20 protein-coding genes are annotated in these 20,026 nt (G+C 72.4%); 10 read left to right on the forward strand and 10 right to left on the reverse strand.

Annotated features, from left to right (window positions below):
* The first annotated feature begins 7 nt into the window (after positions 1-7).
* Both FLP10_RS14735 and FLP10_RS14740 read left to right on the forward strand, forming a co-directional pair.
* Positions 8-1,243, forward strand: a complete 1,236-nt coding sequence (locus FLP10_RS14735; RefSeq protein WP_210418413.1) for a hypothetical protein — start codon at positions 8-10, stop codon at positions 1,241-1,243.
* 100 nt (positions 1,244-1,343) lie between these two features.
* Positions 1,344-1,517: a DUF3117 domain-containing protein gene (locus FLP10_RS14740; RefSeq protein ID WP_067875042.1), complete on the forward strand. Its 174-nt coding sequence runs from the start codon at positions 1,344-1,346 to the stop codon at positions 1,515-1,517.
* Between the two features lie 45 nt (positions 1,518-1,562).
* Here the strand turns inward: FLP10_RS14740 and FLP10_RS14745 are convergent, their stop codons facing one another.
* Complete coding sequence (locus FLP10_RS14745; protein WP_149161564.1) at positions 1,563-2,195, reverse strand: O-methyltransferase; 633 nt, start codon at positions 2,193-2,195, stop codon at positions 1,563-1,565.
* A gap of 90 nt (positions 2,196-2,285) precedes the next feature.
* On the opposite strand from FLP10_RS14745, the gene FLP10_RS14750 reads away from it, so the two are divergent.
* A complete protein-coding gene (locus tag FLP10_RS14750) occupies positions 2,286-2,672 on the forward strand; it encodes a twin-arginine translocase TatA/TatE family subunit (protein WP_149161565.1) in 387 nt (128 codons plus the stop codon).
* A 204-nt stretch (positions 2,673-2,876) separates the two neighbouring features.
* Here FLP10_RS14750 and FLP10_RS14755 read toward each other — a convergent pair whose 3' ends face one another.
* Positions 2,877-4,427 (reverse strand): succinic semialdehyde dehydrogenase, encoded by a 1,551-nt coding sequence (locus FLP10_RS14755; RefSeq protein WP_149161566.1) that lies wholly within the window; start codon positions 4,425-4,427, stop codon positions 2,877-2,879.
* Positions 4,428-4,498: 71 nt separating this feature from the next.
* On the opposite strand from FLP10_RS14755, the gene FLP10_RS14760 reads away from it, so the two are divergent.
* Both FLP10_RS14760 and FLP10_RS14765 read left to right on the forward strand, forming a co-directional pair.
* The gene (locus FLP10_RS14760; protein WP_149161567.1) at positions 4,499-5,947 is read left to right on the forward strand and encodes an MFS transporter; all 1,449 of its coding nucleotides are present in this window, start codon (positions 4,499-4,501) and stop codon (positions 5,945-5,947) included.
* Positions 5,944-7,431, forward strand: coding sequence for a pyridoxal phosphate-dependent decarboxylase family protein (locus tag FLP10_RS14765; RefSeq protein ID WP_149161568.1), 1,488 nt, complete (start codon positions 5,944-5,946; stop codon positions 7,429-7,431). Before FLP10_RS14760 ends, FLP10_RS14765 begins: the two co-directional genes overlap by 4 nt.
* A 199-nt stretch (positions 7,432-7,630) precedes the next feature.
* Here the strand turns inward: FLP10_RS14765 and FLP10_RS14770 are convergent, their stop codons facing one another.
* Genes FLP10_RS14770 through FLP10_RS14785 form a run of 4 tightly spaced genes read right to left on the reverse strand, consistent with a single transcriptional unit; the run spans position 7,631 to position 11,560 of the window.
* Complete coding sequence (locus FLP10_RS14770) at positions 7,631-8,518, reverse strand: hypothetical protein (protein WP_149161569.1); 888 nt, start codon at positions 8,516-8,518, stop codon at positions 7,631-7,633.
* 4 nt (positions 8,519-8,522) lie between these two features.
* Positions 8,523-9,725: an Mrp/NBP35 family ATP-binding protein gene (locus tag FLP10_RS14775; protein WP_149161570.1), complete on the reverse strand. Its 1,203-nt coding sequence runs from the start codon at positions 9,723-9,725 to the stop codon at positions 8,523-8,525.
* Positions 9,715-10,242: a DUF1003 domain-containing protein gene (locus tag FLP10_RS14780; protein WP_149161571.1), complete on the reverse strand. Its 528-nt coding sequence runs from the start codon at positions 10,240-10,242 to the stop codon at positions 9,715-9,717. Before FLP10_RS14780 ends, FLP10_RS14775 begins: the two co-directional genes overlap by 11 nt.
* A complete protein-coding gene (locus FLP10_RS14785; protein ID WP_149161572.1) occupies positions 10,229-11,560 on the reverse strand; it encodes a magnesium transporter MgtE N-terminal domain-containing protein in 1,332 nt (443 codons plus the stop codon). The genes FLP10_RS14780 and FLP10_RS14785 overlap by 14 nt, the downstream gene beginning before the upstream one ends.
* 40 nt (positions 11,561-11,600) lie before the next feature.
* On the opposite strand from FLP10_RS14785, the gene FLP10_RS17630 reads away from it, so the two are divergent.
* Both FLP10_RS17630 and FLP10_RS14795 read left to right on the forward strand, forming a co-directional pair.
* Positions 11,601-12,407, forward strand: a complete 807-nt coding sequence (locus tag FLP10_RS17630) for a YflT domain-containing protein (protein WP_210418414.1) — start codon at positions 11,601-11,603, stop codon at positions 12,405-12,407.
* Between the two features lie 21 nt (positions 12,408-12,428).
* Positions 12,429-12,953 (forward strand): GNAT family N-acetyltransferase, encoded by a 525-nt coding sequence (locus tag FLP10_RS14795; protein ID WP_246150037.1) that lies wholly within the window; start codon positions 12,429-12,431, stop codon positions 12,951-12,953.
* 132 nt (positions 12,954-13,085) lie between these two features.
* On the opposite strand, the gene FLP10_RS17895 is transcribed toward FLP10_RS14795, so the two are convergent.
* Complete coding sequence (locus FLP10_RS17895) at positions 13,086-13,553, reverse strand: SbtR family transcriptional regulator (RefSeq protein ID WP_342780545.1); 468 nt, start codon at positions 13,551-13,553, stop codon at positions 13,086-13,088.
* Positions 13,554-13,575: 22 nt separating this feature from the next.
* Here FLP10_RS17895 and FLP10_RS17870 point away from each other — a divergent pair, with 22 nt between their 5' ends.
* Positions 13,576-13,707 (forward strand): hypothetical protein, encoded by a 132-nt coding sequence (locus tag FLP10_RS17870; protein WP_281286433.1) that lies wholly within the window; start codon positions 13,576-13,578, stop codon positions 13,705-13,707.
* Positions 13,708-13,931: 224 nt separating this feature from the next.
* Complete coding sequence (locus tag FLP10_RS14805) at positions 13,932-14,438, forward strand: hypothetical protein (RefSeq protein WP_149161573.1); 507 nt, start codon at positions 13,932-13,934, stop codon at positions 14,436-14,438.
* Positions 14,439-14,459: 21 nt separating this feature from the next.
* On the opposite strand, the gene FLP10_RS14810 is transcribed toward FLP10_RS14805, so the two are convergent.
* Together FLP10_RS14810 and FLP10_RS14815 are read right to left on the reverse strand one after the other, a co-directional pair.
* Positions 14,460-16,034 (reverse strand): aminopeptidase P family protein, encoded by a 1,575-nt coding sequence (locus FLP10_RS14810; RefSeq protein WP_149161574.1) that lies wholly within the window; start codon positions 16,032-16,034, stop codon positions 14,460-14,462.
* Between the two features lie 42 nt (positions 16,035-16,076).
* Positions 16,077-17,216: an endonuclease/exonuclease/phosphatase family protein gene (locus FLP10_RS14815; protein WP_149161575.1), complete on the reverse strand. Its 1,140-nt coding sequence runs from the start codon at positions 17,214-17,216 to the stop codon at positions 16,077-16,079.
* A gap of 100 nt (positions 17,217-17,316) precedes the next feature.
* Between FLP10_RS14815 and FLP10_RS14820 the strand changes: the two genes are divergently transcribed.
* On the forward strand, positions 17,317-18,195 hold the full coding sequence (locus FLP10_RS14820; RefSeq protein WP_149161576.1) for a PHP domain-containing protein: 879 nt from the start codon (positions 17,317-17,319) through the stop codon (positions 18,193-18,195).
* A gap of 223 nt (positions 18,196-18,418) precedes the next feature.
* On the opposite strand, the gene FLP10_RS14825 is transcribed toward FLP10_RS14820, so the two are convergent.
* Positions 18,419-19,939 (reverse strand): DEAD/DEAH box helicase, encoded by a 1,521-nt coding sequence (locus FLP10_RS14825; protein WP_149161577.1) that lies wholly within the window; start codon positions 19,937-19,939, stop codon positions 18,419-18,421.
* Positions 19,940-20,026 lie beyond the last annotated feature (87 nt).

The following is a 20,026-nucleotide window of genomic DNA, read 5'->3' on the forward strand; positions in this document are numbered from 1 at the left end:
GACCGCCATGAGCGACGCGGCCCCGACGACGGTGCACGAGCCCGATCCGCTCCGCGTGACCCGGTGGTCGCCGCGGGTGCGGTGGCGGCTGCTGCCGTGGTGGGCGCGAGTCATCCTGGTGTACCTCGCCGCGCGCGCGGTGACGACCGTGTTCCTGCTCATCCTCGCCGACCTGCAGGGGCCGAACGCGTGGACCGGTGCACACCCCGGCCTGCTCGAGTACTCGAACCTGTGGGACTCGCGCTGGTACGAGCTCATCGCCGGCTGGGGGTACCCGAGCGAACTGCCCCGCACCGACACCGGGCAGGTGGCCGAGAACGCGTGGGCGTTCATGCCCGTGTACCCGCTCGTCGTGCGCGCGGTCGCGTCGCTCGGGCTGGGCTGGGATGCCGCGGCGGTGCTGGTCTCGTTCGCCGCCGGGCTCGGTGCGGCGCTCGTGTTCCATCGGCTGATGATCCGGTTCCTCGAACCCGACCGGGCCATGTTCGCGGTCGTGATCTTCTGCGTCGCGCCGGTCGCGCCCATCATGCAGCTCGGCTACGCCGAGGCCCTGGGGTTCCTGCTGCTGGCCACCGTGCTGCTGCTGCTCGTGAAGCGGCAGTACGCGTGGCTGTTCCCGATCGTGCTCGTCTGGTCGTTCACGCGGCCCGGTGCGCTCGCGTTCGCGCTCACCCTCGGGCTGCACTGGATCGTGCGCTGGGTGCGCCGCGCCGACGACCCGTTCCCGGTCGGCGAGCGATGGCTCGCGGCCGCGGCCGCCGTGTTCACGGCGGCGGCAGGGGTCGGATGGCTCGTCGCCGCGTGGGTCGTCACCGGCGACCTGCACGCGTACACCGACACCGAGCTGGCGTGGCGCTCGGCCTATCTCGGGCCGGTCGAGCTCGTGCCCTTCGCCGGATGGTTCGCGAGCGGCGACTGGTGGCTCGGGCAGCCGTGGGGCACGATCGCCGTCGTCGGACTCATCGTGGCTTTCGCGATGGTGCTGCTGCTGCCGGCCGTGCGCCGGCTCGGCGTCGACCTGCGGCTGTGGCTCGTGAGCTACGCGCTGTACCTGCTCGCGGTGTTCTTCCCCCAGTCGAGCACGTTCCGCATCCTCGCGCCGATGTTCCCGCTCGCGGGCGCCCTCGCCGTACCGCGGGCGCGCTGGTATCGATGGTCGCTGGTCGTGGTGCTGCTCGCCCTGCAGTACGGCTGGCTGGTGATCGCCTGGTCGATCCAGGGGCGCGATTGGACCCCGCCCTGATGCCGCGACGCCGATCCGTCGTCCACAGGTCAGACAACGATTTCCCGGCGGTCGCCGCGGCGGGGGATAATGGAGTCTCAGCCACGAAAGGGGAAGCTCAATGGCGGCCATGAAGCCACGCACCGGAGACGGGCCGATGGAGGCTGTGAAGGAGGGTCGACTCATCATCGTGCGGGTTCCGCTCGAAGGAGGCGGCCGCCTCGTCGTCTCGGTGAACGATGCTGAGGCCAAGGAGCTCTACGACGTCCTCGGCGGCGTCGTGAATCCCGCCTGATCCCAGCGCCTGGGCGTCTGAGCCGGTTCCTCTCAGGGAGTCGGCTCAGGCGCCCAGCTTCACGATCTGCAACAGGCCGTCTCCGGCGGGGGAGATGGCCGTGACCACGGCCGGCGAGGCCGCGAGCTCGGTGATGAGCGTGCGGAACGCCACGGTCGTGTCGTCGCGCCTGGCCGGATCGGCCACGCGGCCCTTCCACAGAGCGCGCGCCACGAGCACCATGCCGCCCGGTTTCGCGAGGCGCAGCCCATGCTCGACGTACTCGATCACCGACGCCGGGTCGGCGTCGATGAAGACGATGTCATACGACGACTCGTTCATGCGGGGCAGCACCTCGCTCGCGCGCCCCGTGATGAGGCGGATGCGTGCCGGCGGGATTCCCGCATCGGCGAAGTGGGTGCGGGCGTGCTGCTGGTACTCGGTCTCGGAGTCGATCGAGGTGAGCAGCGACCCGCGTGCGGCGAGCAGCATCGACAGGCCCGAGACGCCGACACCGGTGCCGACCTCGATGATCGACTCGGCCCTGCTCGCGGCGGCCAGCACCGCGAGCTGTGCAGCCGTGGCCGGCGAGACCGCGTCGATGCCGAGCTCGAGCGACTGCTGCCTGGCGCGCCCGACGGCGTCGCCGTCGGCGACCGACTCGTCGACGTACTTCCAGTTCAGGTCGTGTTCGGACACGTGGCGGCTCCCGGTGAGTGACTCAACCCTCGAGAATACCGGGGGCCGGGGCGGGCGCGGGTGCGCCTCGCCGCCGACTATCCTTGAGGGATGTTCGGCCTGACGTTCGAGAAGCTCCTGATCATCGGGGTGATCGCCGTCTTCCTGCTCGGGCCCGAACGGCTGCCTCACTACGCCGCCAAGCTCGGCCAGCTGGTTCGTACGGTGCGCGACTTCGCGAACGGCGCCAAAGACCGCATGCGCGAAGAGATGGGCCCCGAGTTCGACGACGTCGACTGGAAGCAGCTCGACCCGCGTCAGTACGACCCGCGTCGCATCATCCGCGAGGCGTTGAGCGACGCCGACCCGTTCGCCGAGCCCGCCGCGAAGCCCGTGGTGGCGCGCGCCGCGGTGAACGAGAACTCCGCCTACCTGCAGCGCAAGCGCAAGCAGCTCGCCGCGAGCGAGCCCGCCCCGTTCGACGCCGAGGCGACGTAGGGGACGCAGCGACCGCATCGAGACCTCATGAGGTGGCCTCGGTCACCGGGTCTCGATACGCGCTTCGCGCTACTCGACCAGCGGGTGGTGCGGCCCTCGCCGGTCGAGTAGGGAGCGCAGCGACCGTATCGAGACCTCGTGAGCTGCCTTCGGTCACCGGGTCTCGATACGCGCTTCGCGCTACTCGACCAGCGGGTGGGGCGCTCAGCTGATGCGCAGCGCGCGCAGTACCCGGGCGAGCAGGATGAACGGCCCCGACAGCACCCGGAACTCCGCACCCGTGCGGGGCAGCTGCAGCAGGCCGGTCGCGCGCGACACGGTCACGGGGTCGACGAACCGCAGCAGGCCCTCGCGGCCGTTGCGGCGGCCGAGTCCCGACGCCTTCACGCCGCCCATGGGCGCGGCGACCGAGCCGAACGACCCGCGGTAGCCCTCGTTGATGTTCACACTGCCGGCCGCGAGCGCGTCGGCGATGCGCTGCGCCCGCTTCGGCGAGCGGGTGAGCACCGAGGCGTTCAGGCCGTACTCGCTGTGGTTCGCCGCGACGATCGCCTCGGCGTCGCCATCGACGACGTAGAGCGAGGCGACGGCGCCGAACGTCTCGTCGGCGTAGGCGAGCATGTCAGGGGTGACATCGGTGAGCACGGTCGGCTCGAAGCACCAGGCGCCCGCGTCGGGCCGAGGCTTGCCGCCCACCAGCACCGTCGCGCCCTTCGCGACGGCTTCGTCGAGGTGCCCGGTGATGCGTTCGAGCTGGGCGGCGCTCGCGAGCGAGCCGTAGTCGGCGTCGAACTCGAGCCCGGTGCCGATCTTCGCCGACGAGAGCCGCTCGACGAGTGCGCGGGTGAACGGCTCGGCGACGCGGCGGTCGACGTAGATGCGCTCGATCGACACGCACAGCTGGCCCATCGCCGAGAAGCACGCGTACGCCGCATCCGCGGCCGCCTGCTCGGGGTCGACGTCGTCGAGCACGAGCATCGCGTTCTTGCCGCCCAGCTCGAGCGAGCAGCCGACGAGTCGGCGGCCGGCCTTCTCGGCGATCTTGCGCCCGGTCGCGGTCGAGCCGGTGAAGCAGATGTAGTCGACCTCGTCGGTAAGCGCCTCGCCGACCTCGTCGGGTGAGCCGGTCACGACCGCCCACAGCGCCTCGGGCACGCCCGCTTCGATGAATGCGCGACGCAGCGCGAGGATTGTCACCGCGCCGTGGTCGTCGGCCTTCTGCACGACGCCGCAACCGGCGGCGAGGGCGGGCACGACGTCCATCGCGGCGAGGCTCAGGGCGTAGTTCCACGGGGTGATCACGCCGGCGACGCCCTTCGGCCGGTACCGCACGCGCGTGGCCGTGGCGACCGGCACACCAGCGCGCACGTGGCGACCCTTCAGTACCCGCGGTGCCTCGAGCGCATTGAACCGCGTGACCGACGCAGCCTGGTAGAGCTCTTCGAGCGCCTGGCCGCGCGTCTTACCGCTCTCGATCTGGGCGAGGTCGAGCAGCAGGTCGCCGCGCTCGAGGATGAGGTCGTGGGCGCGCAGCAGCACGCGGCGGCGGTGCGCGAACCCCGCCCTGGCCCACGCCAGCTGCGCGAGGCGGGCGCGCGACACCGCGTCGCGAACATCGTCGGCGCTCGAGCGCGGCAGGTCGTGGTGGGGTTCGCCGGTGGCCGGAACCGACACGGCGATGGTCTCGGAGCCCGAGGCGACGACGTCGTCGGCGAGGCTCGCGAACAGGGCGGGGGAGGCCGTCGTGGCACGCATTCGCACAGTCTAGGTCAGGTGTCCCACTTCGTCGCCCGAGATCGGCCGACAGGCGGCTACACTTGCCGCCCATGACCGCAGCGCAGCGTCCCCTGCCGCGCGGCGTCGTCGCCCGCTACGCGATCGGATCGATCGGCACCGGCGGGTTCGCGACGCTGCCCGGACTCGTCCTCGTGTACTACCTCACGGACACACTCGGCGTGGCCGCGCTCGCGGCCGGCGCCGTCGTCACCGCGGCGAAGGTGTGGGACGTCGTGATCGATCCGTGGATCGGCGACCGCAGCGACCGCGCGCTGGCCCGGCACGGCACGAGGCGCACTCGGATGGTCGTCGGCGCGGTGACCCTGCCGGTCTTCTTCGCGCTCACCTTCGCGGTGCCGCCGGGCATCGGGCCTGTGGCATCCGGGGTCTGGGTCGCGCTCGCGTTCCTCGCGACCGCGACGTCGTTCAGCCTGTTCCAGGTGCCGTATATCGGGCTGCCTGCCGAGCTCACGCCGGGCTACGACGCGCGCACCCGGCTGCTCACCTGGCGGGTCGTGGTGCTCACCATCGCCATCCTGCTGTTCGGCGCGGGCGGCCCCGAGGTGCGTGAGGCGTTCGATGACGAGCACGTCGGGTACCTGGTCATGGCCATCGTCGCCGGCGTCGCGATCGGGCTGGGCATGCTGGTCGCCACGACGGTCGCGCCGCGCCGGGCGGCGGCGAAACAGGAAGCGGATGTCTCGGATGTCTTGGATGCCCCGCCGGCCCCGGATGCCTCGCCGGCGACGCCGGCACCCGAGGTCGCGGCCGACCCGGGAGGAGGCATCCGCGGCGCGTACCGCGACGGTATCGCGGTACTGCGACGCAGCCGCGCGTTCCGCGTGCTGCTGAGCGTGTTCGTGCTGCAGGGCCTCGCGACGGGTCTCATGCTCGCCGGAGCCCAGTTCGTCGCGACCTGGGTGCTGCACGACCGGGGCGCGGTGACGTACCTCTTCGTGGCGCTCATCGCCCCGGCAGTGCTCTGCGCGCCGATCTGGGGCGTCATCGCACGGCACATCGGCAAGGAACGCGGGTTCGGGTGGGCGAGCGCGATCTTCGCAGTCGCCGCACTCGCGCTCGTGGGCCTCGCGTTCGCGCCGGGGCCGTGGGTGTACGCGCCCGTCGCGCTCGCCGGCGCCGCCTACGCGGGCATGCAGTCACTGCCGATGGCGATGCTGCCCGACGTCATCTCGCACGACGCGCGCGTGCACGGCGACGAGCGCGCCGGCAGCTTCAGCGGGGTGTGGACGGCGGGCGAGACCGCCGGCATGGCGCTCGGCGCGACGGTGCTGTCGATCGTGCTGGCGCTCACGGGGTACGTCGAATCGGTCGCCGGTCAGGCGGTCGAGCAGGGCCCGGCCGCCGTGCTCGGCATCGTGCTCGCGTTCAGCGTCATCCCGGCGGCGCTCGTCGCGGCGAGCCTCGTCGGCATCCGTCGGTATCCGCTGAGACGAGCCGACATCGAACCGGTGTCCGCGGTGGAAGGAGCGGTGCGATGACCGGGTTCCGCCGCGAGGCATCCGAGATCCTGGCCGAACTCGCCGACCTGCGCGCGCATGACGCGCCCACCCACGGCGGGCGGGTGCTGTCGTACGTGTACGACTCGGGGCTCGCCGTACTCGACGCGCTCGCCGCCGACGCCGCACGGCTCGTGCAGCCGGTCAACGGGCTCGACCCGACCACGTTCACGTCGGTCGCCGCGATGGAGCGCGGGGTCGTCGGGTTCGCGCGCGAGGTGTTCCACGGCGACGACGAGGTGGTCGGATCGGTGACGTCGGGCGGCACCGAGAGCTGCGTGCTCGCGGTGAAGACCGCACGCGACGCGTGGCGGGCGGCGGGCGGGCAGGGGCAGGCGCGCCTCGTCGCGCCCGTCACCGCGCACGCCGCGTTCCGCAAGGCGTGCCACCTGCTGGATGTCGCGTACGACACCGTGCCGATCGACCCGGCGACCGGGCGGCCCTCGGCAGAGGCGATCGGCGGTCGGCTCGGCCCGGATGTCGCGCTCGTCGTCGTCAGCGCACCGTCGTACCCGTTCGCCACGCTCGACCCGATCGCCGAGGTCGCCGCCCTCGCCGCCGCGCGCGGCGTGCCCGTGCACGTGGACGCGTGCATCGGAGGGTTCGCGCTGGGGTTCGCCGAAGCATCCATGCCCGATGCCTCCGTGCCAGACCTGCCCGCGTGGGACTTCGCGGTGCCGGGCGTGACCAGCCTGTCGGCCGACCTGCACAAGTACGGCTACGCCCCGAAGGGGGTATCGGTGCTGCTCACGCGCGGGCACGACCGGCAGCGGTTCCAATACTTCGCGACGACCGAGTGGCCGGGGTATCCGGTCGTGAACCCGACGCTCACCGGTTCGAAGCCCGCCGGGCCGCTCGCCGCCGCGTGGGCGATCATCGAGGCGCTCGGGCGCGAGGGGTTCGCCGACCTCACGGCCCGCGCGCTGCGCGCAACGGCCGCGCTGCGGGCCGCGGTCGACGGCATCGAGGGGCTGCAGGTGGTCGGCGACCCGGTCGGCCCGCTGATGGCGGTGCGAGCGGATGCCTCGGTGCCCGCTGACCGCCGGGTCGACCCGCACCACTGGGCCGATGCGGCGCGTGCGGCGGGCTGGCACCTGCAGTTGCAGCCGGCGCTCGTACAGGCCGACGGGAGTGCGCTGCCGCGCACGACGCACCTCACCGTGACGCCGGTGACCGAGGGGGTGCTCGGCGAGCTCGTGCCGGCGCTCGTCGCCGCCGCAGATGCGGTGCGCGGGGTCGCGCCCGTCGACGGGCGCGACGTGCTGGCAGGGCTGGGCGAGCTGCCCCGTGCGCTCGACTCGGCCGGGGCGGAGCGACTGCTGGCGTCGTTCGGGCTGCTCGGAGGCGCCGGCGCGCTGCCCGAGCGCATGGCACCCGTGCTCGCGCTCGTCGAGGCCCTGCCCGCGCCGGTCACCGAGCGGCTGCTCGTCGAGCTGCTGGCGCGCGTCGTGGAGCCGGCGGCATAGTGCCCCGCTCCCGCCCCACCCCGTCCCGCGCGCCCGCCCCCACCCCGTCCCGCGCGCCACCCCGTCCCACGCCCCACCCCGTCCCGCGCGCCCACCCCCACCCCACGCACGCCGTTTGGACGCGTTTCGGCGGGTCGAATCCAGAGGTGCCGCCGAATCGTGTCCAAACGGCGGGCGTGATCGGCGCGACGGATGAGCGCTAGCCCGCCGGCAGCCCGCAGCGCTCGGCGTAGTAGGCGTAGAGGTCGGCGCGCAGGGTGTCGCCGGCCTTGATGCCGAGCTGGCCCGAGCGTCCATCGCTCGTCGTCACCTCGAACGGCAGGATCGTGCCCACCTTGTCCTCGGCGACGGCGTGCGCGTCGCAGCGATTCGGCCTCACCGGCAGCTCGATCATCGACGGCGGGTCGGAACCGGCGATCTCGACGTCGAGCGTCCAGTCGGGGGTGTCCTCGGCGTTCAGCAGGGTCGTGCCGCTCACGCCCGTCACGTGCACCGACCCGCCGCCGCCCGCCGGCACGACGGTGACGTCGATCACCGCTCGCGTACCGGCTCCCGACCCGCTCGTGCGCAGGTGCTCGGGCAGCGTGATCACCGCGACCGAATCGACCGACTCGGCGAGACACGCCTGATCCTGCACCCGCTGCAGCGCCCCGAACGCATCCTCGGCGGGAAGCTCACCGCGACCCGCGCCCGCGGCCGTCTCGACATCGAGCACGACCGTGACCGGTGCGACCGGCTCGGTGCACACCGCGTCGGTCGGCATCAGCCGGATCGCGATCGCCCGCCCCGGCGCGAACCCGGTCGGCGTCGATTTCGCCATGCCCGGCTCGAACCCGGGGGAGCGCACCTCGACCGAGCGCACCGTCACCTCGTCGTCGCGGCCGTTCTCGACGAGCACGAAGATGCGGCCGCCCGAGATATCCACTCGGCCCTGCCCGACCGAAGCCGTGATGCCGTCGAGCGCCGCGGGATCACCCGATCCGCCGGGATCGCCACCGGGATCGCCGCCGCCCGAGCATCCGACGAGCGCGCACGCCATCGCGACCAGCGCGACCGAGGCCCCGAGCGCGATGCGACCCCGGGGCATTCGCTCACCGCACCGACACGTCGAGCCGGCGCCCCTGCAGCGAGCGCGGCCGTGCCGCGAGCGCGGCCGCGACCTGCTCGATCGCCCGCGCCGCCGGATCGTCGGGCTCGGCCGCGACGACCGGCAGGCCGTCGTCGCCGCCGCGACGCAGTGCGACGCTGAGCGGCACGCTCGCCAGCAGCGGCACGGGCTCGTCCTGCCCCTCCGAGAGCCGGCGTGCCACCTCGGCGCCGCCGCCGGCGCCGAAGAGCTCGAGCACGCTGCCGTCGGGGGCGGGAAGCCCGGCCATGTTCTCGACCACGCCGACGACCTGCTGGCCGGTCTGGCGGGCGACGACGCCCGACCGCTCGGCCACGTCGGCGGCGGCTGGCTGCGGCGTCGTCACGACCACCACCTCGGCGTTCGGCAGCAGCTGACCGAGCGAGATCGCGATGTCGCCCGTGCCCGGCGGCAGGTCGACGAGCAGCACGTCGAGGTCGCCGAAGTACACGTCGGTGAGGAACTGCGACAACGTGCGGTGCAGCATGGGGCCGCGCCAGGCGACGGCGACGGATGACGCGCGGCCGCCCTCGGGCGCCTCGACGAACATGCCGATCGAGATGACCTTCACTCCGTGCGCGACCGGCGGCAGGATCATGTCATCGACCCGGGTGGGCTTCACCGCGTCGCCGCGATCGTCGACCAGCCCGAGCAGGCCGGGAATCGAGTACCCGTGCACGTCGGCGTCGACGACCCCGACCGCGAGCCCGCGCGCCGCGAGCGCGACCGCGAGATTCGCTGTGATCGTCGACTTGCCGACCCCGCCCTTGCCGCTCGTCACCGCGATCACGCGGGTGAGGGTGCCCGGGCCGAACGGATTGGTGCGAGCCGCCCGACCGCCGCGCAGCCTCTCGGTCAGCGCCTGCCGCTGCGCGGGTGTCATGACGGACAGCACGACGTCGGCGTTGCCCGGCCCTGCGACCTGCTCGGCGGCCGCCCGCACATCGCGTTCGATGCGGTCGCTGGCGGGGCATCCGACGATCGTCAACCGCACGTCGACGCGCACCCGCCCGTCTGCACCGGCCTCGACGCCCGCGACCATGTCGAGTTCGGTGATCGGCTTGCGGATCTCGGGGTCGATCACCGAGGCGAGCGCGGCGAGGACGCCGCGCTCGAGGTCGGTGCCGGTCGCGGAGGCGCCCGTCGTGTCCCCGCCCTCAGCGGGCATGCTCGGCGGCCTCCTGCTGCTCGTCGTCGCGGCGGTCGAGCTCGTCGAGCACCTGCCGCAGCTCTTGCCGGATGAAGTCCTTCGACGCGAGCTCTTTCACGGCGAGGCGCAGGGCGACCACCTCGCGGGCGAGATACTCGGTGTCGGCGAGGTTGCGCTCGGCGCGCTGGCGGTCCTGTTCGATCTGCACGCGGTCGCGGTCGTCTTGGCGGTTCTGCGCCAGCAGGATGAGCGGCGCCGCGTACGACGCCTGCAGCGAGAGCACGAGCGTCAGCGCGATGAACCCGTAGTCGGCGCGGTCGAACTGCCAATCGGCGGGCGCGATGGTGTTCCACAGCATCCACAGGGCGACGAACAGGGTGAGCCCGAGCAGGAACCACGGCGTGCCCATGCCGCGGGCGATCACCTCGGTGGCCCGGCCGAACCGGTCGCTGTCGCTGCTCCCGCGGAAGGGCACGGATCGACGCGTGCCCTTCGGGGTCTCGAACCGGCGGTCTTCGACGTCAGCGCGTGCCATCTCCTGCCCTCCTTCCGCCTGGGATGGGGATGCTCCCCGTGGTCAGCTGCGCCCGCGCGGTGGCGCGGCGCGCCAGATTCTCCTGGTCGTCGGGATGACTTCGCCAGTCTTCGGGAAGCAGGTAGTCGAGCACGTCGTCGATGGTCACCACCCCGACGAGTCGATGCTTCTCGTCGACGACCGGCACCGAGACCAGGTCGTAGCTGGCCAGGATGCGGCTCACCTCGGCCGCCGACGTGTCGGCTCGCACGGGTTCGAGCCCCTGGTCGATGAGCGACCCGAGCCGCTCGTGCGGCGGATAGCGGAGCATCCGCTGGAAGTGCACCATGCCGAGGAACCGCCCGGTCGGCGGCTCGTACGGAGGCAGCGTGACGCACACCGCCGCGCCCAGCGCTGGCGGCAAGTCGTGCCGGCGGATCATCGCGAGCCCCTCGGCCACGGTCGCGTCGGCCGAGAGGATGATCGGCTCAGTCGTCATGAGCCCGCCGGCCGATTCGGGCGCGTAGCTCAGCAGCATGCGCACGTCTTCGGCCTCTTCGGGCTCCATGAGCTCGAGCAGGTGCTCTTGACGGTCGTCGGGAAGCTGGGCGATGAGGTCGGCCGCGTCGTCGGGCTGCATCTGATCGAGCACGTCGGCGACCCGGTCGTCGTCGAGCTGGGCGATGATGTCGACCTGGTCGGACTCGGGCATCTCTTCGAGCACGTCGGCGAGCCGGTCGTCGGGCAGCTCTTCAGCCACCTCGTGCCGCCGCTGCGGCGGCAGGTCGAGCAGCGTGTTCGCCAGGTCGGCGGGCTTCAGCTCGGAGTAGGTCGCGATGAGGTGCTCGGCCGACTGCGCCTCACCGGGCGCGTTCAGCTCGCGCACCTCGCGCCACGTCACGTACGCCGACTGCCCCTTCGAGAACGGCGAGGCGCCCTTGGGGCGGCGCACGAAGAGCTGCTCGACCTCCCACTCGCCCTGTTCCTGCTCGCCGATGGCGACGTCTTCGATGGTCGCCTCGCCCGAGCCGTCGTTGAACGCGACCTTGCGGCCGAGCATCTCGGCGATCACGCGCACCTCACCGCCGCGCTGTTCGAAGCGGCGCAGGTTGATGAGCCCGGTCGTGATGATCTGGCCGCCGCCGATCGAGGTCACTCGCCCGATCGAGAGGAACACGCGGCGTTTGCCCGGGATCTCGACGATGAGGCCGACGACCCTGGGCGGGTTGTTCTTGCGGTACACGACGAGCACGTCGCGAACCCGCCCGACGCGATCGCCGGCGGGGTCGAAGACGGCGCACCCGGCGAGTCGGGCGACGAAGACTCTCGTGGCGCTCACATACCGACTCTAGTGCGGGCGGGCATGCGACAATGAGCCGATGAGCAGCCCGTCGCCGTTCCGCGCCCGTGCGGCGCAGCAGTTCCCCTCCCTGCCGAAGGGTGAGACGGTCGCGAGCTACGAGACGTACCCCGAAGCGCAGGCCGCGGTCGACCGGCTCGCCAAGGCCGAGTTCCCGGTCTCCGAGCTCTCGATCGTCGGCACCGACCTCACGAGCGTCGAGCGCATCACGGGCAAGCTCACGTGGGGGCGGGTCGCCGGCGGCGGTGCGCTGTCGGGCGCGTGGTTCGGCACGTTCCTCGGGCTGCTGTTCTTCATCTTCTCTCCGACGGGCGCGGGGCTCGGCATTCTCGGGTCGGCGATCCTCATCGGCGCAGGGTTCGGCATGATCTTCGGGCTCGTCTCGTACTCGATCAACCGCCGCCGCCGCGACTTCACGTCGACCATGCAGGTCATCGCGACGCGCTACGCGATCATCGCCGAGCCCGCGCACGTCGAGCGGGCGCGCACCGTGCTCGGGGTGGACGCGCCGATCGCCGGGCCTGCGGTTTCGGCAGCGCCGGGTGCGCCGGGCGGGTCGGCCGCCGGGTCGGCCGGTTCGGCCGGTTCGGCCGGGCAGACGGCGGGTCAGACCGGGTCGGATGCCTCGCCGGCGCCCCGCACGTACGGTGAGGCGACGGATGCCGCGAAGCGCGCGAAGGCCGAGGCCGACGCCGCGGCATCCCGGCCCGCGAGGCCGCAGTACGGCGAGTACGCGCCCGACCCGGCCGACGCTGCCGCCGAGTCCGGGGATGCGACCGCGCCGTCCGAGCCCGGCGGCGCCTCCGACGGCGACACCGCCCGGTGAGCCCGTCGAGTCGGTGATGTCGTGGCTGACCGCGCGACGTCGGTGACCGTGCGCCAAGCCCACCCCGACGATGCCATGGCGATGGCCGCCGTGATCGTGCAGTCGTGGCGCGAGACGTATCGCGGGCTCATGCGCGACGAGGTGCTCGACGCACCCGACCTGCTCGAGCGCCGCGAGCGGTTCTGGGCGGCGGCGCTCACCGATCCGCGGTACTCGGACAACCGCGCACTCGTGGCAGTTCGCGATGGCGAGATCATCGGCGTCGCGATGTCGGGGCCGCCGCTCGAGCCCGAGTCGCCGTGGTCGCGGCAGCTGTTCCTGATCTACATGCTCGCCGCGCACCACGGATCGGGTGCCGGCCCGGCGCTGCTCGACTCGGTCATCGATCCCGACGACGTGGTCGGTCTCTGGGTCGCCGAGGCGAACCCTCGGGCGCAGGCGTTCTATCGCCGGCACGGCTTCCGGCGAACGGGCGACCCGAAGGTCGACGACGGCGTGCGCGTGATCTGCATGACGCGCGACCCGCGGCTCACTATCGGCGCTTGAGTCGTGTTCGTCGCCCGCCGGATGCGGCGAGCATCCGAATGTCTCGGAATCGAGTGGGCAGAGAACGCGCGTGAACGGCGTGGGTGGGGCGTTCGTTGCCCACCCGATGGAGCCGGTCGGGAGCCGCGGGCGCTACGCGCGACCGGGTGCGCGCAGTGCGTCGAGCACCAGGTCGAGCACGCGTTCGGTGCGGGTGGACGACGGATCCAACCCGGTCGAGAGGAACACGCCGAGCAGCAGCGCGGTCACGTCGTCGGGGTCGACCCCGGCGCGGAAGGCACCCGAATCGGCACCGGCCAGCAGAATCGGCCCGATCGCCGAGCTGATGCGCTCGCGCGTGCCCGAGTTCGGGAACCCGTCGCCCCGGCGTCGTCGCGCAGCATGTCGATGATGCCGCGCTTCATGGTCGCGAACTCGGCGTAGCGCAGCACCCAGGCGCGACGCCCTCGAGCGAGAAAGTGCGGTCGCGATCGGAGAGGGCCGCGGTGGCGGCCTCGAGCAGGCGGTCGCGGTTGCGGCGCGCGTCGGCGCGCAGCGGGCGCGCATCGGGACCGGTGGTCGCAGACAAAGCGGCATCTGGCTCGGCGCATTCTCGTTCATCGCGAACTGGGCACCCGAGCAGGTGCTCTACCCGGCGTCGCTGCTCATCATCGTCTGGTTCGTGCTGCTCGCGGTCTTCGGCGATCGCCCCGACGCCACGGGCCCGCGGGGCGTCGACGACGCGGCTCGCGCCGACGAGCCGATCCGCGCCTGATCAGGGCGCTCGGCACCACGGATGCCCCGGGCTCTCGCCATACGCGAGGCCCGGGGCATCCGTCTCAGCCGAAGCGAGCGCGCGGCTCACGCGCGACCATGGTGGCGGCCGAAGGCCCGCCCTGCGACGTCGCCGAGGAGCGACTCGTTGAGTGGCATCCCTGACGAACGGATGCCCCGAAACGTTGGATTGCGCCGCGTGCGCCGTGGCGCGACGCTGGAGGCATGGCCCGACCCGCGCCGATGCTGCTCGCGATCCCCGCGCTGATCGCCGCACTCGCCGCCCTCACCGCCTGCACGCCGAATGTCGCCGACCACGACTATCGCGGCGAACCCGACGTCCTGCGCGAGCACCGGGGATTGCCGACCGACGCTCCCTTCCCGACCGATCCGATCGAATCGCGATCCCCCGGCGACCCGGCGCCCGGTGACGACCTCGTGCTCGACGACCCGTTGCTGGATGGTCCGCGCGCCCTGCTGCTCGACGACGGTCGCGTGCTGGCCGTCGTCACCATCGGCAGCTCCAGCTGTCACGCCGTCGCCGAGTCGATCGAGTGGCAGGGTGCGAGCGCGGCGATCCGCTTCGGAACGACCGGGGGAGCGGTCTGCACGGCCGATCTCGCATCGCATACCCACGAGTTCGCCGTGCCCGATGCGGTGCGCGGCGAACGGCTCGAGCTCGAGCTGAGCTTCACCGACTGGGACGGGATCGAACGGCTCTCGGTCGAATGACCCGTCCCAGCCGAAGCGGGTTCAGCCCTGCGCGCCGCGCACCCAGGCCTCGACCTCGTCGGCCGTGCGCGGGATGCCGGCCGAGAGGTTCTCGGCGCCGTCGGCGGTGACGAGGATGTCGTCCTCGATGCGCACGCCGATGCCGCGGAACTCCTCGGGCACGGTCAGGTCGTCAGGCTGGAAGTACAGGCCCGGCTCGATCGTGAACACCATGCCGGCCTCGATGACGCCGTCCATGTAGAGCTCGCGGCGGGCCTGCGCGCAGTCGTGCACGTCGAGGCCGAGGTGGTGGCTCGTGCCGTGCACCATGTAGCGGCGGTGGAACTGGTTCTCGGGTTCGAGCGAGACCTCGGCAGACACCGGCAGGAACCTCCACTCGGCGGTCTTGCGCGCGATGACCTGCATCGCCGTGGCGTGCACCTCGCGGAACACGATGCCCGGGCGCACGATCGCGAACGCCGCATCGGCCGCCTCGCGCACCGCCTCGTAGACCAGCCGCTGCACGTCGGAGAACGTGCCGTTCACCGGGAAGGTGCGGGTGATGTCGGCCGTGTAGAGGCTGTCCATCTCGACGCCCGCGTCGAGCAGCACCAGGTCTCCGGGCACCACGGGCCCGTCGTTGCGGGTCCAGTGCAGGATCGTCGCGTGCGGGCCGGCCGCGGCGATCGAGCCGTAGCCGACGTCGTTGCCGTCGAGGCGGGCCCGGGTCGCGAAGACGCCCTCGATGACGCGTTCGCCGCGCACCTCGCTCGTGATGCGCGGCAGCTCCTGCAGCACCTCGCCGAAGCCGCGCGCGGTCGCGTCGATCGCGGCACGCATCTGGCCGATCTCGTAGTCGTCCTTGACGAGGCGCAGCTCGCTCAGCACCCGCAGCAGCTCGCCGTCGGGTGCGTGGTCGTCGCCGATCTCGATCGAGAACGGGGCGTCCTGGGCGTTCGTCGACAGCGCCTGCTCTGCGGCGTAGCGGATGCGGGCGTGGTCGATGCGCTCGGTGAGCTCGGCGTCGGCCTCGCGCACCACGAGGGTCGACGTGTCGACGCGGTCGACGATGGTGCCGAACTCGCTCAGATCGCGCGTGGCCACCCCCAGGTCGGCCGCGACGTGCGCGAGCGACGGGCGGGGGCCGATCCAGAACTCGCCGATCGCGGGGTTCGCGTAGAACTCCTCGGTGTCGCGGCCGGCGCGCTCGCGGAAGTAGACGGTCGCCACGTGCCCCTCGCCGCCCTCGGGCTCGAGCACGAGCACGGCACCCGGCTCGGAGTCGGAACCCCAGCCGGTGAGGTGCGCGAAGGCGGAGTGCGCCCGGAACGGATACTCGGTGTCGTTCGCACGCTGCTTCAGGTCGCCCGCGGGAATGATCAGACGCTGACCCGGGAAGGCGGCCGACACGGCGGCGCGTCGACGCGCGGCGTACGCTGCCGCCTCGCGGGCGGCGGGGAGCGCCTCGTCGCGCTCGGCCCAGCCGCTGCCGATGTACTGCTTGAAGCCCTCGCTCGTCGGCGTCGTCGACCGGTTCGCGTTGCGGCCCGACTCCTCGGTCGACTCGATGCCGGTCGGCTCGGCGGGCACGGTGGTGGTGTCGGTGGTCTCGGACATGGCGTCCATTCTCGCACCGGCGGCTGGGTGCGCGACGCCCGATCAGTGCGCGCGCACGAGCTCGGCGACCACGGGTCGGTGATCGCTGCCCGAGTCGTCGAACTCGCCCAGCACCTCGAACCGCACGGTGCGCCACGTGGGCGTCGCCAGCACGTGGTCGATGGGGCTGCCGAGCACCTGGGGCAGGTTGGTCGGCCACGTGCCGAGCCCGGCGGCGCCGGCCTGCAGCGCCGCGTCGTGGCAGCGTCCGAGGTCGCCGCCGTCGACGCCGCGACCGGCGAAGTGGTCGAGCGTCGCGTTGAAGTCGCCCGCCATGATCACGTCGTCGCCCGCGCACTGCTCGGCGAGCCAGTCGAGGTCGCTGCGCCAGTTGCGCAGCTCCCAGCGGATCGGCGCGACCGCGTGCGCGGCGACGATACGGGGCCCCTGGCCGTCGACCGGTTCGGCGACGACGGTGGGAACCGTGTTCGTGTTGTCGGGCGGCCCCGGCCAGTCGGGCGTCGTCACCTCGTACCCGCCGAGCTCGGGGCTGATCAGCAGGGTCGTCGACTGCGCCTTCAGCTCCTCGCTGTAGGCCGAGGTGTGCACCCACATGGGCCGGCCGCCGTCGCGCATCGCGACCGCGATCTCCTCGCCCAGCGGGTCGGTGGTCTCGGGCAGGACGATCACGTCGGCCTCCTCGCGCAGCGCGAGCTCGGCGATGGTGGATGCCTCGGGCACCTCGCCGAGGGTGTTCCAGGCGAGCACGGTCACGTGATCGATCGGGCCGGATGCCTCGTCGGATGCCTCGTCGGATGCTTCGGGGTCGGATGCTTCGGGGTCGGATGCCTCGGGGTCGGATGCCTCGGGGTCGGATGCCTCGCCCGACGCCGGCTGCGAGGCATCCGTCGTCGTTCCGCCGGAGCCGAAGCCGCGCACCGCGAGGATCCCGACGTTCGCGACCGCGAACAGGGCCGCGACGACCGTGAGCGCGACCGCCACTCGACGCAGCGGGCGGATGAGCGCGACGAGCGCGAGCACCACGGCGCCGACCACCGCGACGGCGGCTGCCGAGCCGCGCAGGGCGACGATGTGCGCGGCGACCCACTGGTCGTTCAACCCGACCGCCTGCGGCCACACGAGGATCGCGGCCGCGAGGGCGGCGAGCGCGACGACGACCAGGCCGACGACGCGCGAGAGCATTCCTCCAACCTAGGCCACGCGGGCGCTGCGCCGGCCGCAGGCCCGCCGACCATCGGCTGGGAGTCGGCCGTGCATCTCGCCGCTGGCCTAGCATGGGCGCATGGCCCCCGGCACCTCGCCCGTCCCGCCGATCGGCGAGGCCGACCTGCACGTGCACTCGACCGTGTCCGACGGCACGGTCGCCCCCGCCGACCTGCTGGCCGAGGCCGCCGAGGCCGGGATTCCCGCGATCGCGCTCACCGACCACGACTCGACCGCGGGCTGGGCCGAGGCATCCGCCGCTGTGCCGGGCACCGGGGTCGCGCTGATTCCCGGCATGGAGCTGTCGACCCGCGAGGGCTTCACGAGCGTGCACCTGCTCGCCTATCTGATCGATCCGCTCAACGAGGCGCTGCTGGCCGAGACGGCGCGCATCCGCGAGTCACGGCTGACCCGCGCCGAGGAGATCGTGCGGCGCATCTCGACCGACTACGACCTCACGTGGGACGACGTGCTCGCACAGGCCGCTGAGGGAGCGACGATCGGGCGCCCGCACATCGCCGACGCGCTCGTCGCGCGCGGGCACGTGGCCGACCGGTCGGCGGCCTTCGCGGGCATCCTGCACCACAGCTCGGTGTACGCGCAGCCGCACTACGCGCCCGATCCGCTGACCGCGGTGCGGCTCGTGCGCGCCGCGGGCGGCGTGCCCGTGCTCGCGCACCCGGGCACCCGCGGCGTCGAGCGGCTGCTGCCCGAGGAGCGACTCGCACGACTCGTCGACGCCGGACTCTTCGGCCTCGAAGTCGATCACCCCGAGAACCGGGCCGCGGCGAAGCCCCGGCTGCGCCAGCTCGCCGACCGGTTCGGGCTCGTCGTCACGGGGTCGAGCGACTACCACGGCGCGGGCAAGCAGAACCGGCTCGGCGAGCACCGCACGCCGCCCGAGATCGTCGCGCGCATCGTCGCCGAGGCGACGGGGTCGCAGCCGGTCCTGCCCTGACCTGCGTCCGCCCCTCTGCGCAGCAGCAGGCACTGCACCGAGGCAGATTTGCGGGACTGAGCGCGACGTGAATCGCGTTCAGTCCCGCAAATCTGCCTCGGTGGCGCGAGTCCGGTTCGGTCCCGCGAACCTGACTCAGTCGCGCGAGCCTGCCTCACGGTGAGACGACGGATGCCCCGGAGGAGCGGGGCTCCTCCGGGGCATCCGGTCATCGTGGTGCGGGTCAGGCCTGCGGCGCGGCCGGGGCCTGGCCGCCGCCCGTACGCGAACCGCCGCGGCGGCGACGGCGACGACGGGGTGCCGCGTTGCCGTCGTGGTGCTCGTGGCCCTTGCCGTCGTGCGTGCCCGAACCCGGGTCGCGCGGTGCGTCGGGCGCGGTGCCCGCGGCGGGCGACGTCGCCGACGAGGCATCCGTCGGGTTGGACGCCTGACCGGCGCGCGTGCGGCGGCGCGTGCGCGGTGCGCGGTCGCCTGCCTCGCCGCGCGCGGGCGACTGGGTGCGACCGGCGGACTCGCTGCGCCCGGCGGTCGCCGAGCGGGTCGCGGGTGCGGATGCCGCGGGCTTCAGCCGGCCCTTCGTGCCCTCGGGGATGTCGAGGTCGGTGAACAGGTGCGGGCTCGACGAATAGGTCTCGGTCGGCTCGGGCTGCCCGAACTCGAGGGCGCGGTTGATGAGCGCCCACTTGTGCAAGTCGTCCCAGTCGACGAACGTCACCGCGATGCCGGTCTTGCCGGCACGGCCGGTGCGGCCCGCGCGGTGCAGGTACGTCTTGTCGTCGTCGGGGATGGTGTGGTTGATGACGTGGGTCACGTCGTCGACGTCGATGCCGCGAGCCGCGACATCCGTGGCGATCAGCACGTCCTTCTTGCCGGCCTTGAAGGCCGCCATGGCGCGCTCGCGCTGGTCTTGGTTGAGGTCGCCGTGCACGGCCGCCGCGTTGAAGCCGCGGTCGTTGAGTTCTTCGACGAGCTTCGCCGCCGCGCGCTTGGTGCGTGTGAAGATGACGGTCTTGCCGCGGCCCTCGGCCTGGAGGATGCGGGCGATCACCTCGTCTTTGTCGAGCGAGTGCGCGCGGTAGACGAGATGCTTGATGTTCGCCTGCGTCAGCCCCTCGTCGGGGTCGTTCGCGCGGATGTGGATCGGCTTCGACATGAAGCGGCGCGCGAGCGCGACGATCGGGCCGGGCATGGTGGCCGAGAACAGCATGGTGTGGCGGTTCGCCGGCGTCTGCGCGAACAGCTTCTCGATGTCGGAGAGGAAGCCGAGGTCGAGCATCTTGTCGGCCTCGTCGAGCACCATCTCGTGCACGTCCTTCAGCGACAGCAGGCGCTGGCCGGCGAGGTCGAGCAGGCGACCCGGGGTGCCGACGACGATCTGGGCGCCGGCCTTGATCTGCTCGATCTGACCCTCGTACGCCTTGCCGCCGTAGATCGACACGATGCCGGTCGGGCGGTTCGATGCAGCGAGCTCGAGGTCTTCGGTCACCTGCACGCAGAGCTCGCGGGTCGGCACGACGATGAGCGCTTTGACGCCGGGCTCGGGTGCGTCGCCCAGCCGCTGGATGAGCGGCAGGCCGAAGCCGAAGGTCTTGCCGGTGCCGGTCTTGGCCTGGCCGATGATGTCTTGCCCCGAGAGGGCGAGCGGAATGGTCTGCTCTTGGATGGGGAAGGGCTCGGTGATGCCCTTGCCGGCGAGGGCGTCGACGATGTCGGACGCGATGCCGAGGTCTGCGAAAGTGCTCAAATCCGTGTTCTGCCTGTCGATGAAGGGGAGGTGCGCCCTGTCTCGTCCAGGCGCACGGTGGCGGATCCGTCGTCCGCGCACGGCACC

The sequence above is a fragment of the Agromyces intestinalis genome (genome assembly GCF_008365295.1).
Classification (GTDB): domain Bacteria; phylum Actinomycetota; class Actinomycetes; order Actinomycetales; family Microbacteriaceae; genus Agromyces; species Agromyces intestinalis.